Origin of the sequence: Oerskovia sp. Root918, assembly GCF_001428945.1 — a bacterium.
Taxonomy (GTDB): Bacteria; Actinomycetota; Actinomycetes; order Actinomycetales; family Cellulomonadaceae; genus Oerskovia; species Oerskovia enterophila.
Genome location: NZ_LMJG01000005.1, coordinates 1 through 13,946, shown reverse-complemented (window position 1 = coordinate 13,946; position 13,946 = coordinate 1). Strand labels below are relative to the sequence as shown.

11 protein-coding genes are annotated in these 13,946 nt (G+C 71.4%); 9 read left to right on the top strand and 2 right to left on the bottom strand.

The annotated features are described in order from the left end of the window. The first annotated feature begins 70 nt into the window (after positions 1 to 70). The 3 genes from gcvH to ASE27_RS06875 all read left to right on the top strand — a co-directional run bounded on the left by gcvH (position 71) and on the right by ASE27_RS06875 (position 1,720). On the top strand, positions 71 to 442 hold the full coding sequence (gene gcvH, locus ASE27_RS06885; protein WP_056648015.1) for a glycine cleavage system protein GcvH: 372 nt from the start codon (positions 71 to 73) through the stop codon (positions 440 to 442). A 456-nt stretch (positions 443 to 898) separates the two neighbouring features. Then, positions 899 to 1,141: a helix-turn-helix transcriptional regulator gene (locus tag ASE27_RS06880; RefSeq protein ID WP_056648008.1), complete on the top strand. Its 243-nt coding sequence runs from the start codon at positions 899 to 901 to the stop codon at positions 1,139 to 1,141. 150 nt (positions 1,142 to 1,291) lie between these two features. Further along, positions 1,292 to 1,720 (top strand): (deoxy)nucleoside triphosphate pyrophosphohydrolase, encoded by a 429-nt coding sequence (locus tag ASE27_RS06875; RefSeq protein ID WP_056648005.1) that lies wholly within the window; start codon positions 1,292 to 1,294, stop codon positions 1,718 to 1,720. Here ASE27_RS06875 and ASE27_RS06870 read toward each other — a convergent pair. Next, on the bottom strand, positions 1,689 to 2,273 hold the full coding sequence (locus tag ASE27_RS06870; RefSeq protein WP_235535377.1) for an AAA family ATPase: 585 nt from the start codon (positions 2,271 to 2,273) through the stop codon (positions 1,689 to 1,691). The genes ASE27_RS06875 and ASE27_RS06870 overlap by 32 nt on opposite strands. 30 nt (positions 2,274 to 2,303) lie before the next feature. Next, positions 2,304 to 3,452, bottom strand: coding sequence for a PrsW family glutamic-type intramembrane protease (locus ASE27_RS06865; protein WP_235535376.1), 1,149 nt, complete (start codon positions 3,450 to 3,452; stop codon positions 2,304 to 2,306). 231 nt (positions 3,453 to 3,683) lie between these two features. Between ASE27_RS06865 and ASE27_RS06860 the strand changes: the two genes are divergently transcribed. The 6 genes from ASE27_RS06860 (at position 3,684) to ASE27_RS06835 (ending at position 13,400) form a co-directional block, all read left to right on the top strand. Then, complete coding sequence (locus ASE27_RS06860; RefSeq protein WP_056648004.1) at positions 3,684 to 5,015, top strand: sensor histidine kinase; 1,332 nt, start codon at positions 3,684 to 3,686, stop codon at positions 5,013 to 5,015. Continuing rightward, positions 5,012 to 5,677: a response regulator transcription factor gene (locus ASE27_RS06855; RefSeq protein ID WP_056647997.1), complete on the top strand. Its 666-nt coding sequence runs from the start codon at positions 5,012 to 5,014 to the stop codon at positions 5,675 to 5,677. The genes ASE27_RS06860 and ASE27_RS06855 overlap by 4 nt, the downstream gene beginning before the upstream one ends. Positions 5,678 to 6,135: 458 nt before the next feature. Then, the gene (locus ASE27_RS06850) at positions 6,136 to 9,540 is read left to right on the top strand and encodes a PQQ-dependent sugar dehydrogenase (protein WP_235535375.1); all 3,405 of its coding nucleotides are present in this window, start codon (positions 6,136 to 6,138) and stop codon (positions 9,538 to 9,540) included. 59 nt (positions 9,541 to 9,599) lie between these two features. After that, entirely contained in the window at positions 9,600 to 10,604 is a 1,005-nt protein-coding gene (locus ASE27_RS06845) for a TIM barrel protein (RefSeq protein ID WP_068626708.1), read from the top strand. A gap of 26 nt (positions 10,605 to 10,630) precedes the next feature. Continuing rightward, positions 10,631 to 11,899 carry a hypothetical protein gene (locus tag ASE27_RS06840; RefSeq protein WP_056647993.1) on the top strand — a complete coding sequence of 423 codons (1,269 nt, stop codon included), beginning with the start codon at positions 10,631 to 10,633 and terminating at the stop codon, positions 11,897 to 11,899. A gap of 184 nt (positions 11,900 to 12,083) precedes the next feature. Further along, positions 12,084 to 13,400, top strand: coding sequence for a hypothetical protein (locus ASE27_RS06835; protein WP_056647990.1), 1,317 nt, complete (start codon positions 12,084 to 12,086; stop codon positions 13,398 to 13,400). The last annotated feature ends 546 nt before the right edge of the window (positions 13,401 to 13,946 follow it).

Below are 13,946 nucleotides of genomic sequence, written 5' to 3'. Positions count from 1 at the left end.
ACCTCGTTCGACGGGCCCCCGGGCCCGCCTCTTCCGCACCCGCACCAGCACCAGCACACCAGGAGCTCCCATGGCCGACTTCCCCGGCAACCTGCAGTACACCGCCGAGCACGAGTGGCTCGACGCCTCGACCCCGGCCGTCATCGGCATCACGAGCACCGCGGCCGAGGCCCTCGGCGACATCGTCTACCTCGAGCTCCCCGAGGTCGGGGCGACCGTCACGGCCGGTTCGGTGATCGGCGAGGTCGAGTCGACCAAGTCGGTCTCCGAGCTCTACTCCCCGGTCACCGGCACCGTGGCCGAGGTCAACCAGGCAGCGATCGACGACCCGTCGCTCGTCAACGCGGAGCCCTTCGCGGGGGGCTGGCTCATCAAGGTCGACGTGACCGAGACGGGCCCCGTGCTCACCGCCGAGGAGTACAGCGCGCTCGTCGGCGGCTGACTCACCGCCGTCGGACGACGCGGTGACCGGCGGGCGACTCCCCGCCCGACGTGTCGCCGTGCTCGTTCCTCGCATCCTCGGACGCGCCCCGGAGGGCCGGTCTGCGACCTCGTCGCGGGACCGGCCCTCCGTGCTGTCCGGGGCTCGCTCGGCTTGTGAGGCGGCCCCGGTCGGCACACACTGTGAGACGGGTCACATTTCTTGTCGCAACACGGGGAGGGTGATCTAGGGCACATGGGAGATATCACCTGCGACGGGCAGTCTCGGGAAGATATCGCGCTGACCTGCGGGAATGCACCCTAGCGAGAGTGAGAAGGTGCCGCTCAGCAAGGCGTCCGAGATTGAGGGTGAAAAACCGCGTCATGAATCGCCCGCTGGGCCATCTCTCCCAGTAGCAGCAAGGCACCGGATCGATCCATGACGCGATGGAGAGACTGGTCAGCATCTGGAGGAAGCATGAGCATCATCGAACTGGCCCGGACCGAGTCGCCCGCACCCCAGCTCCCCGCCACGCTCACCCGTCGTGAGCACGTGGTGCTGTCGAACCTCTCCGAGGACATCACCCTGGAGCAGATCGCCACCAAGCTCTTCGTCACGCGCAACACCGTCAAGTCGCAGGTGCGCAGCCTCTACCGCAAGCTCGGCGTCTCGACCCGGGCCGAAGCGGTCGAGTGGGCCAAGGCCGCCGGGATCCGCTGAGCCTCGACGAGGATCAGCATCGAAGCCCGCCGACACGTGTCGGCGGGGCAGCGGGTCCAGCAGGGTCGTGAGGCGCGTCGTCGCGCCGTGTGACCAGCCGGACACGTGCAGGGTCACGTGCCGTCACACCGGGCGTGAAACACTCCGCGTATGACTCTCCGCCGACTCGTGGTCGCTGCGGCCGTCGTCGACGACCTCGCCACGCCCCGCCTCCTGCTCGCCGCACGCCGTTCGCGGCCTGTGGAGCTGGCCGGTCGCTGGGAGTTCCCCGGCGGCAAGGTGGACCCGGGGGAGACCCCCGTCGACGGGCTGCACCGTGAGCTCCGTGAGGAGCTGGGCGTGCAGGTCGAGCTGGGTGCAGAGCTCCTCGGCCCCGACGACGGCGGCTGGAACATCACGGACCGGCACGTCATGCGCCTGTGGCTCGCGCGCATCGTCGACGGAGAGCCCGAGCCCCTGGTCGAGCACGACGCCCTGCGCTGGCTTCCCGCGGGCGAGTGGGGGAGCGTCGACTGGTTGGACGGGGACGTCCGGATCGTCGAGGCGCTCAGCGACTGGGTGGAGCAGGAAGCCGTCTGACCCAGGTCTCGACCTGCTGCCGGCTCCGCAGCCGCACGAGCGCGACGGGCGGGTCCTGCTGGGCCACGACCGCCGGGAGGTCGCGCAACGAGCGGCGCGTCGACCACGCCCACCGGACGATGTGGTCACGGTCCGTGAAGATCGTCCAGAGCGGCGGTTCGACGTTCCCGTTCCACAGCACCTCCCGGTGCACGGCCCGGCGCACGGTGCGTGCCACGACCTGACGCATGGTGGTCGCGGTGGGCAGGTCGAGCCACACCACGAGCTCGGCCTCGTCCAGCAGGAGCGGGCGCACGGCGCGGTACTGCCACTCCGTGACGAACGCCTCCTGCCCGACGACGGCACGCACGTCCTCGACGAACGTCGCCCGGGGAGTCCAGGCGGGGCCGTGGAAGAGCGCGTCGATCTCGGTGCACGGCAGGTCGAGGCGCGCGGCGAGCCGTCGCGCGAGCGTCGTCTTGCCCGAGCCCGACACGCCGGCCACGAGGACGCGGCGAGGGACGTGCCCGAGGTGCGCGACGACGTCGTCCAGGGGTCCGAGGGTCGTGTGCACCCCGGGACACTACCGGACGTCGCGTGCGGCTCAGCCGTCGGCCGGCTCGCGGGCGGGGGAGTCCTCGGCCGGCGCCTCGTCGGCCGGGACGCTCTGCTCGCCCAGGTGCTTGGGGGTCCATCCCGTGCTGACGGCCCCGATCATCTGCGGGGGAGTGTGCTTGCGGGCCCAGGCCTTGAACACGAGGTACATGACGATCACCAGGACGTAGCGCAGCATGGCGAGCAGCGACTGGACCGTGGGCTCGCCGCACCCGAGCGTGGCCGAGGTGTCGTTGAGCGAGTGGACCACCATGACCAGCAGGATCCCGCCGAGCGCGGCGGGCGTCCCCTTGCGGCCGTACAGGTGCCAGGCCCGCCACGCGATGGCGACCGCGATGCCCGTGAAGAGCCAGTGGAACGGCGAGACCCCGAAGATCCGAGCGACCTGTGCCGCGATGACCGTGCCCGTGGTGACGGCGGGAGTGTCTCCGCCGCAGAAGTCCGGGCCGGACGCCGCAGCCGTCTGGTAGGCGTAGAGCGTGGTCTCGGCGATCGCGAACCCGAACCCGGAGGCCAGGCCGATCGCGACGCCCGCCCGCGGGTTGCGGTAGGTGCCGAGCAGGAACAGGGCGATCGGGACGAGGAGCTTGGAGGTCTCCTCGGTCAGGCCGACCAGGGCCGTCGCGAGCGAGATCCCACCGATGGAGCCGGTCAGGTCGTTGAGGTTCAGGCCGACGAGGAACGTCGCCCCGGCCGAGGCGACCGCGACCGCGACGATCTGCCCGAGCCCGATCACCTCGGGCAGCGCGAGCTGTCGGGCCACGAACCCGTAGAAGGCCCAGCAGACCAGCGCCATGGCCAGGAAGCTCGTGACGGCGATGACGTGCACGTTCTCGGTGGACCGGTAGAGCGTGGTCCCCGCGAGGAGCACGACGCCCGCACCGACGAGCGGCCACACCCACCGTCCCCAGAAGCGGCCGCGGAAGTGGTGGCCGCGGTTCGCCGCCTCGGTGCCCGCGGTGACGCGGGCCGTCCAGGCCTCGCCGTCCCAGAAGCGACGGCGCGCGGCCTTCGAGGCCGGGTCGGGGTACCACCGGGCCGGGGGAGCGTCAGGGCGCTGCGGAGCCAGCCGCCAGGCGGCGTAGAAGCCTGCGGCGAGCAGGACCGCGCCGAGAACGTTGAGAAGAAGCACCATCATGGCTTCAGCCAATCACTGGGAATCGTCGAGAAGAGCTGGTGGGGCGCGACACGCCGTCGACCGTTGGCCGAGACGGTTCGTGCGTCCCCATGAACCGAGTCTCTCCCGGACGAGCGCGTCGGCCGTCGGCCGCACTGACGATTCCCTGGGTACGCACGTACTGCGTCCGCAGCAGCCGCCCGACCTGCGTGGATGCGCCGCGCGGCTCAGGTCCGCAGGTATCGTCGAACGGTGGAACCAGACCGCGCGCGACCGACCGGGACGCACCGTGCGCGGCTCGCCCGCCCGGCCGCGCGCTGGGGCGGGCTTCCCGTGACGGCGCGCGACGCCGTCGGGGCACTGGTCGTGCTCCTGGTGCTCGCGGTGCCCCAGGTCGTCGCCCCCGAGAGGTACGCGAGCACCGTGGCCTCGGTCGTCGCGCTCGTGGTCGCGTGCGCGGGGCTCGTGTGGCGTCGGGCGCACCCGTCGGTCGCGGTCGGCGTGGCCCTGGCCGCGATGGTCGGATCGGCGGCGATCGACGCCGACTCGTCGTTCGCGTTCGCCCCCGGGCTCGTCGCGACCTACTCGGTCGCCGCGTACGCAGGGCGGCGCGAGGCGGCCTGCGCGACGCTGGCCATGATCGTGGCGTACCCGGCCGTGCTCGTCCTCGTGGGCGGCAAGGACCCGTTCGGGTCCTACGTCGTGCTGGTCGTGGTCCTGATCGTCCTCGCGGCGGCGCTGGGCGCGGCGATCGGCGCGCAGCGCGCCGTCGTCGCGGCGGCGCGCGACCGTGCCGTGCGCGCCGAGGAGTCCCGGGAGGCAGAGGCCGCTCGGCGGGTCACCCAGGAGCGGCTGCGCATCGCCCGCGAGCTGCACGACGTCGTCGCGCACCACGCGGCCGTCATCAGCGTGCAGGCGGGTGCGGCCGAGGCGCTCTTCGACAAGCGTCCCGACCTGGCCCGGGAGGCGATCGGGCACGCGCGCGATGCGGGGGAGCGGGTCCTGTCCGAGATGTCGTCGCTCCTGCACCTCCTGCGCGACGCCGACGAACCAGGTGCCTCCGCCCCCGCGCCGGGGCTGGCCGGCCTTCCGGGCCTCCTCGACGAGGCGCGGTCCACGGGCCTCGAGGTCGTCGAGCGGACCGTCGGTGTCCCGCGCAGTCTGTCACCGGTGCTGGACCTCACGGTCTTCCGGGTGGTCCAGGAGGCGTTGACCAACGCGCACCGGTACGGCACCGGGCGGGCGGAGCTGAGCGTGGTGCACGGTGCGGACTCGGTCGTCGTCGAGGTGGTCAACCCTCTGCCGTCGCGGACGGCGGTCGGCTCCGACGGCGCGGCCGGCCAGAAGCGTGCGGTCGGCGTGTCCGGTCCTGTCGCCGCGCACGGGAGCGGGTTGGGGCTCGTGGGGCTCCGCGAGCGGGTCGCCGCGGTCGGCGGCACGGTCGAGACGGGCTCGCGCGCGGGTTCCTGGATCGTCCGGGTCTCGCTGCCCGTGCCCATGCCTGTGCCCGCGATGACCGCCGACCGGTCCGCCCGGGCAGGCACCACCGATGCCGTGCGACCCGCCACCCAGGAGGCCCCGTGACCGTCCGTGTGCTCGTCGTCGACGACCAGGAGCTCATCCGGGCGGGCTTCGCCGCGCTGCTCGGGGTGAGCGAGGGGATCGAGGTCGTGGGGGAGGCGGCCGACGGGGCCCGGGCGGTCGAGCTGGCGCGGGACCTGCGACCGGACGTCGTCGTGATGGACCTCCGGATGCCGGGGACGGACGGGATCTCCGCGACCGCGCAGATCGTCGGCGACCCCGCGCTCGCCGACGTGCACGTGCTCGTCCTGACGACGTTCGAGGACGACGAGCACGTGATCGGTGCGCTGCGTGCCGGGGCTGCCGGGTTCCTGGGCAAGGGCGTGCGCCCGCAGGTCCTCGTGGACGCGGTGCGCACCGTCGCGGCGGGTGACTCGCTCCTGTCCCCGCAGGCCACCCGGAGCCTGATCGCGCGGGCGGTCACGACCGAGCCGCGTCCCAGCGTCGACGGTGAGGCGTTCCGGTCGCTCACCGGCCGTGAGCGCGAGGTCGTCCTGCTGGTCGCGGAGGGGATGAGCAACGACGACATCTCGGTGAGGCTGCACGTCACGCCGCTCACGGCCAAGACGCACGTGAACCGTGCGATGTCGAAGCTCGGGGCCCGTGACCGGGCTCAGCTCGTGGTCCTCGCGTACCGGTCCGGGCTCGTCACGGGCGAGGCCTGAGAGCGAACGGACCTTCTCGGCGTGCAGGCCGGGGGGAACTGTGCACTACTACTGAGCGGTAGGTTTCAACTTTTGATTGACAGGCGATAGAAGTCGGCCTAGATTCCTACCAGGTGGTCGAGGAAGACCGCCGTAGTAGCAGGTAGATACATCGCATTCCAGGATCTTCCGGATCGCTCGAGCAGTGTGAGCGCTCATCCTGCCGGGCGACCGGTGACCAGTCGGTGCCACCTGTCAGTGATGACGGAGAACACCACCACTCGACGGCGAGGGGAGGACGACGACGGTGGCGAGGGCGGGAGTGCCCGGGGAGCCACCGCCACGAGACACAAAAAGACCGGACCACCCGTGATCCCGCTGTCTCAGCAGCGAGCGGTGGCCCGGTCCGGCGATGAACCCCCATGAGGAGCTGCATCACTGTGAAGTCTATTCCTGCACGAAGGACCGCGAGATCAAGGGTGGTCGCCGCGTCTCTCGCGGGCGTCCTGGCCCTGACGGGGCTCGCGGCCGCAACCGGCCCGGCGACGGCCCACGACGGCGTCGACCACGGCGCAGAGCCCGGCGCGGAGGCCGCGCTCGACTGGTCCAACTACGAGAAGATCCTGCTGACCAAGGACGTCGGCGAGCCCATCGACCTGGCGATCCTGCCCGACGGCAAGATCCTGCACACCGCCCGCAACGGCGACGTCCGGCTCACCGACCCCGAGACCGGCATCACCTCCATCACCAACAAGATCCCCGTGTACGCGAACTCGGAGGACGGTCTCCAGGGCATCGGGATCGACCCGAACTTCGCGGAGAACGGCTGGGTCTACCTCTCCTACGCACCGCTCAGCGGGACCCCGACCGGCTCGGCCCCCAACACCCTCCCGGCAGGCGCCGACGAGAGCTACTGGGACCAGTGGAAGGGCGTCAACCGGCTCTCCCGGTTCAAGTGGACGGGCACGGGTCTCGACCTGGCCTCCGAGCAGAAGATCATCGACATCGAGGTCCAGCGCGGTCAGTGCTGCCACGTCGGCGCGGACATGGACTGGGACGCCGACGGCAACCTCTACCTGTCGAGCGGTGACAACACCCCCGCGAGCGCGCCCGGGGCCAACGGCTTCGCGCCCAACAACGACGCCCCCGGGATGAACCCCGGCCTGGACTCGCGTCGCGGTGCGGGCAACACCAACGACCTGCGCGGCAAGATCCTCCGGATCAAGGTCCAGGACGACGGCACGTACACGATCCCCGAGGGCAACCTCTTCCCGGTCGGTACCGAGAAGACCCGCCCCGAGATCTTCGTGATGGGCGTCCGCAACCCCTTCCGCATCGACGTGGACCCCGAGACGAACAGCCTCTCGTGGGGCGACTACGGCCCCGACGCGGCCAACGCCGACCCGAACCGTGGCCCCATGGGCTACGTCGAGTGGAACACCGTGAGCCTCGACGACCCGCACAACGCGGGCTGGCCCTACGTGCACGGCCCCAACGCGCCCTACAACGAGTGGAACTTCGCGACGAGCACCCCCGGGGCGTTCTTCGACCCGGCCGCGCTCAAGAACAACTCGCGCTGGAACACGGGCCTCGTCGACCTGCCCCCGGCCCGTGCCGCGACGCTCTACTACGGTGACCGCCCCGGCGACCAGCCGTGGGACGAGCTCGTGAACTTCGGCACCGGCAGCGGCCAGGCCCCCATGGGAGCCCCCGTCTACCACTACGACGCCGAGAACCCCTCGACGTCCAAGCTCCCCGAGTACTGGGACAACAAGGCGTTCTTCGGCGAGTTCTCGCAGGACTACCTCGCGGCCTTCACGGTCGACTGGGAGACCTACGAGGTCACGCACATCGAGGACTTCACGCCCAACGCCGAGCTCGCCAAGAACGCGCAGCCGCTCAACGACAACATGATCGACATGGAGTTCGGGCCCGACGGCTCGCTCTACGTGCTCGACTACGGCGACGGCTTCTTCCGCGCCAACCCGGACGCCGGCCTCTACAAGGTGTCCTACGCCGAGGGCAACAAGGCGCCCCAGGCCCGCTTCACCGCGACCCCCACCTCGTCGTCCGAGGCCCCGCTCACCGCGGCCTTCGACGCGAGCAGCTCGAGCGACCCCGACGGCGACGCCCTCACCTACCAGTGGGACTTCGACGGCAACGGCACGTTCGACGCCACGGGGATCACCGCGAGCCACACCTACACGACCCTCGGTCAGTACAACGCCCGCCTGCGCGTCACCGACGCCAAGGGCAAGTTCACGCTGACCTCCAAGGTCATCTCGGTCGGCAACCAGGCCCCCGTGGTCACGGTCGACTACCCCGGTGACGGCTCGTTCTTCAGCTGGGGCCAGGCAGTTCCCTTCAAGGTCTCCACGCAGGACGCCGAGGACGGCACCGCGACGGCCTGCAACCGCGTGGCGTGGACCTACGGTCTGGGCCACGACGAGCACGCCCACCCCGAGGTCTCGGGCACGGGCTGCACGGGCGCCTGGAAGACGTCGCCCGACTCGCCGCAGCACGGTGAGGGCGCGCACATCTACGGCGCGGTCGTCGTCTCCTACACCGACAACGGCCACAACGGCCTGCCCGCCGCTCCCGGCGAGGCGACCGTCCAGCTGAACCCGTTCGTCCAGCAGGCCGAGCACGCCAAGAGCAAGGGCGTCGTGGCGTACGAGGACGAGACGGCGGGTGCCGGTCAGGCGATCCGCGGCCTCGGCAACGGCGACCACCTGTCCTACAGCCCGGTGAACTTCGCCGGGATCACGGGCGTCAAGGTCGTCGCCAACGGTGGCGGACAGCTCCAGCTCCGCTGGGGTGCGGCCGACGCCGCGCCGTTCGCCACGGCCCAGATCCCCGCCGGCGCAGGCTGGAAGGAGGTCACGGTGCCGTTCACGAACGCCCCGCAGGGTTCGGGCACGCTGTTCGTGACCTCGGCCAACGAGCTGGCCGTCGACTCGTTCGACTTCCAGGGTGTGGGCGTCGGTGACGTCAAGGCGCCGACGATCAAGCACACGCTCGACCCGGCAGCGCCCACGGGCGTCGGCGGCGTCTACAACAAGGCCGTGCGCATGAACCTCGACGTCAAGGACGACGGCGCTCTCGCGAGCGTCCAGTACTCGACCAACAACGGCCAGTCCTGGACGAACGTGGCCGCGGCCAGCGGTGCGTACAGCGTCAACTTCACGACCAACGGCGTGCGGAACCTGCAGTACCGCGCGACCGACACGGGCGGCAACGTCTCCACGGTCGGGTCGGTCTCCTTCACGATCGACCTCGCGGCGCCGAACGAGCCCACGGTCTCGTCGGTCACCAAGGTCGCCGTGCCGGCAGCCCGCGTCTCGTACGGGGCACCGGGCGAGGCCACGGTCACCGTCACGGGCGAGGGTGGCACGCCGTCCGGCGACGTCGTCCTCACCTCGGGCGACACCGAGGTCGGTCGCGGGACCCTCGTCGACGGCGTGGCCACGGTCGCGCTCGACCCGTCGCTCGCCGTCGGGACGCACACCCTCAAGGCGAGCTACCAGGCCGACCAGGTCTTCAAGAAGTCCTCGTCGACCGTGCGCCTCACGGTCGCCGCGGCGTCCTCGACCGTCTCGGGCTCGGTCTCGCCCAACCCGGTCAAGCCGTCGATCGCCGCCAAGGCGACCATCTCGGTCGAGAGCTCGACCGGTGTCGTCGCCACGGGCGACGTCACGGTCACGGTCAAGCGCAACAACGCCACGGTCGCTACCCGCACCGGGACGCTCGACGCCGAGGGCAACGTCGTCGTGACGCTCCCGAAGCTCCCCGAGGTCGGCACCTACAAGGTCGAGATCGCCTACCAGGGCTCGACCGGCGTCACCAAGAGCGCGACGTCGCTCAACCTCACCGTCCGCAACTAGGCACGTGGTGGCCCGGGGCTCGCGCCCCGGGCCACCGAACCTCACCTCGAAGGAGAGACATGAGTTCACACGAGCACCACCACGAGTCCATCCCGGCTCGCCCGATGAGCCGGCGGAACCTGCTCAAGGCCCTCGCGGCCTCGACGGTCGCCGTCGGTGTGGGCGCGGCGATCGGCCCGACCGCGGCGTCCGCCCTGGGCGGCGTCGCCGCAGCACCGAGCAGCGGCCGCAACCGCCTCGTCCCCGTCAACCGCATCGGCATCCAGCTCTACACGGTGCGCGACAAGGTCAGCTCGCTCGGCTTCCGGGCCGTGTTCGAGGAGCTCGCCGACATCGGCTACTCCGAGGTCGAGTTCGCGGGCTACACGCAGGGCAACGTCGGCCCGATCACCATCCCGGAGATCCGCCAGCTGCTCGACGACAACGGCCTGCGGGCCGTCGGGACGCACGCGACCCTCAACCCGGGCAACATCGACGCCGAGATCGAGAAGGCGCTCATCCTCGGGATGCCGCACATCGGTCAGGGCGGCCCCATCAACAACACCCCGACCGTGGCTGCGTGGACCGCCGCGGCGAACACGTGGAACCAGATGGGCGTCAAGACCAAGGCCGCAGGCCTCAAGCTCTACGCGCACAACCACGACGGCGAGTTCCGCTTCACCACGGACGACCCGACGCGCCGCGTGTACGACCTGCTGTGGGACGAGTTCGACCCCGAGCTCGTCTTCTTCGAGATGGACGTCTTCTGGGCGCACGTCGGCAAGCACAAGTACCCCGGTTTCGAGCCCATCGACTACATCAAGCGCGACCCGCGCCGCTTCCCGATGCTCCACCTCAAGGACGGCAAGACCAACACGGGCAGCGCCAACGGCTACGACATCATCGAGTTCGGCGAGGGCAACATCGACTACCAGGCCTTCCTGTCGCAGCTGCGCACGCGTGGCCAGCACTTCGGCCTGTTCGAGCAGGACAACGCCAGCTCGGTCGCCGCGCCGCCGAACCCCCTGAACTCCCTGGGCAACGCACGGCGCAGCTACACCTCCATCTACGGCCTTCGCGGCTGAACCACCGAGAAAACAGGAGATTCGCCATGAAGTGGAAGGTTTCAGCAGCCGCTGCCGCAGCGTTCGCGCTGATCGCGGTCGGTGCACCAGCGGCGCACGCCGCCGTCACGAGCTGCACGACCGAGCTCGACGACCAGGTCGTCGCGGGCGACCTGGTCGTCCCCGCGGGAGCGACCTGCGTCCTCGGAGGGACCACGGTCCAGGGCTCGATCACGGTCGGCGACGACGCGTGGCTCGACGCGACCGAGGCCGTCATCGAGGGTGACGTCGTCGCGACCGACGCGTACGGCGTCCTGATCGACGGGGCGAGCGTGGGTGGCGACATCAGCTCGTACACCGCCGGTTCGCGCGTCGGGTTCCTCTACCTGTACGACCTGCGCGTGGCCGGCAGCGTCGCGGCGGGCGGGGTCGACGTCGAGATCTCGGACTCGAAGATCTCGGGCAACCTCTCGACGCAGGCCGCGACGTACGTCGACCTGCTGCGCACGAGCGTGGGCGGCGACGTGACGCTCGGGGACAGCGACTTCGGCGTGAGCGTCGGCGGCGCGGTCGTCGGCGGCAGCCTGTCCGTGACGGGTACGTCGCGCGACGCGCTGATCGGCGCGACGAGCGACGGGTCGGCGGACCAGTGGGGCAACACGGTGGGTGGGGACCTCGTCCTGACCGGCAACACCGCGAACCTCCAGGTCGCGGGCACCACGGTCCACGGGGCCGTGCGCCTCGCGGACAACGCACCTGCCGCGAACTTCGGTCCGGGCAACACCGCGGGCTCGGTCGAGGGCGACCTCACCGGCACGGCCCCCGGCGCGCTCGCGGCGAGCGACCAGTCGGTCGCCGTCGTGATCCCCGAGCCCCGTCCGGGCGAGCTCACGTGGAGCCTCGAGGGTTCCTCGGGCCTCGTCGACCTGGGCGTGGCCGAGGAGCAGGGCGACCACTTCGCGGCCTCGGGCGACCTCGTCCCGGTCCGCGTCACGGACACCCGCATCAACGCCCCGGCGTGGTCGGTGTCCGCACAGGTCGGCGACTTCGTCGCGGGCGGCGAGACGGTGTCCGGCAAGTACCTCGGCTGGACGCCCGCGCTCCAGGAGAACGACGGCGGAGCGGTCGCGGGTGCGGCCGTCGCCTCGGGCTTCGTCGAGGGTGACGGCCTGTCCGTCGCCCGCACCCTGGGCAGCGCGGAGGCCGGGCACGCCCGCGGCTCCGCGGTCATCGGGGCGGAGCTCGACCTGAAGCTCCCGCTCACGGTGAACGAGGGGACGTACAACGCGACGCTGACGCTCACGGCGCTCAGCTAGTCGCGAGTGATCGTGGTGCCGGCCGGCCCGTTTCTCCGCGGGCCAGCCGGCACCACCGTTCGACAGCTCTCCTGACCGGCCGCCCTCCTGACGGGCAGCTCTCCTGAGGGGCCACGGACGGCCGTCCCGACGCGACGGACCGCCCGGCTACTCTCGGTCGGAACCCACGAAAGCAGGCACGACCATGGCGACCCAGCACCTCTCCCTCCCGGCCGCGCGCGACGGCGCGAGCCCGGCCGCGCAGGCGACGCAGGACCCGCGCTCGGCGCAGCGCAACGTGCGTGCGCATCAGCGGGAGAACGGCCACAGCCACGCGCAGCGGGAAGTTGCCTCCAGCCACGCGCTGTGGCTCCTCGCCGTGCTGGCCGTGACCCTGGTCGTGGGCCTGCTCGTCTCGCTGGTCGCCCCGACCGCCTCGGCCGTCGCCTCGTCCGCCCCCGCGCGGACCGCCGCGCTCCCGCACGCGGTGAGCGCCGCCGTCGGGCAGGTGGATCCCGCCGCGCCCGCGCCGGACGCCCCCGCCGAGCCCGAGGCTCCCGCGGTGACCACCCCGGTCACCTGGGGCGTGCGCCCCGCCGACACCGTGCACGGCACCGACCGCCCCAACTACGCCTACGGCCTCGACCCCGGGACGAGCCTCGACGACGCGATCATCGTCTCCAACTACACCGAGGGGCCGTTGACGTTCCGCGTCTACGCGGCCGACGGGTACATGACCGAGGCCGGCGAGCTCGACCTGCTGCCCGCGGGCGAGGAGTCGCAGGCGCTCGGCTCGTGGGTCACGTTCGAGGCCGAGGACGTCACGATCGAGGGCGGTGGCACCGCGGTCGTGCCCTTCACCGTGACCGTCCCCGCCGACGCGACGCCGGGCGACTACGCGGCGGGCGTCGTGTCCTCGCTGCTCGTCGAGAACGCGGAGGGCGTGAGCGTCGACCGCCGCCTCGGCTCGCGCATGCACCTGCGCGTCGCGGGCGACCTGGTCCCGGCCGTCGTGGTCGACGACGTGTCGGTCACCTACGACGGCACCCTCAACCCCTTCGCCGCGGGCAGCGCGGTCGTCACGTTCACGGTCACGAACGACGGCAACACGCGTCTGGCCCCCGGCCAGTCCGTGCGCGTCGCCGGGCCGTGGGGTGCGGGCGCGCAGAGCGCACCGCGCGTCGACCTCCCCGAGATGCTCCCCGGCACGTCGCTGACGCGGACCGTGACGGTCGACGGCGTCTGGCCCCTGGGCCGGGTCAAGGGCTCGGTCACGGTCTCCGCGGAGGTCGTGACAGCGATCGGCGCGGCCGACGCCGCGCCCCTGCCGGTCGCGCCCGCCACGGGCTCGGCGTCCACCTTCGCCGTGCCGTGGTCCGCGCTCGCGCTGCTCGTCCTGGTGGTCGGGGGCGTCGTCCTGCAGCGGCGGGGTGCCCGACGGCGGCGCGCGAGCGACGAGCGCAAGGTCGCCGAGGCCGTGGCCCAGGCGCTCAAGGAACGCGACGAGCAGCCCGTCGTCTGAGACGAACGGTAGCGGTCAGGACGACGACGGGCCGGCCCGTCGGCCCCCCTCGGGGAGCCGACCGGTCGGCCCCTTCGTGTCGACAGTCGTGCCTCGCTCCGAGCACGTGGGGTCGTCACGCGTGCCGGACGGGGGCGTCCGACGACAGATCATGCGCCCCGAGCGACAGGTTGTGCACAGGGCCGTGAGCGCTTGGTGATCCGGTGCTTGACTGCCGACGACGCCCTGTCCCCGCGGACGGGTGTCGCCGCAGTCCCCACGACGAGGGGTCGACCGCAGCAGTCGCGGCCCTCGTGTCCGGATCAGGCGCACGGACGAGTCGTCCTCGGCGTCCTGTCAGCAAGGAGCACAACGCAGTGAGCACTCCCCCCACGGCACCATCGCCGACGACGAGCCCTCGGTCCCCGTTCGGTCGGTTGCGGGTGGGGTGGTCGTCGTTCGCGGAGCGTCGGCCGGGGTTGGCTCAGTTCGTGGTGTTCTTCGTGTTGAGCAATGGTGTGACGGTCAGTTCGTGGTGTTCTTCGTGTTGAGCAATGGTGTGACGGT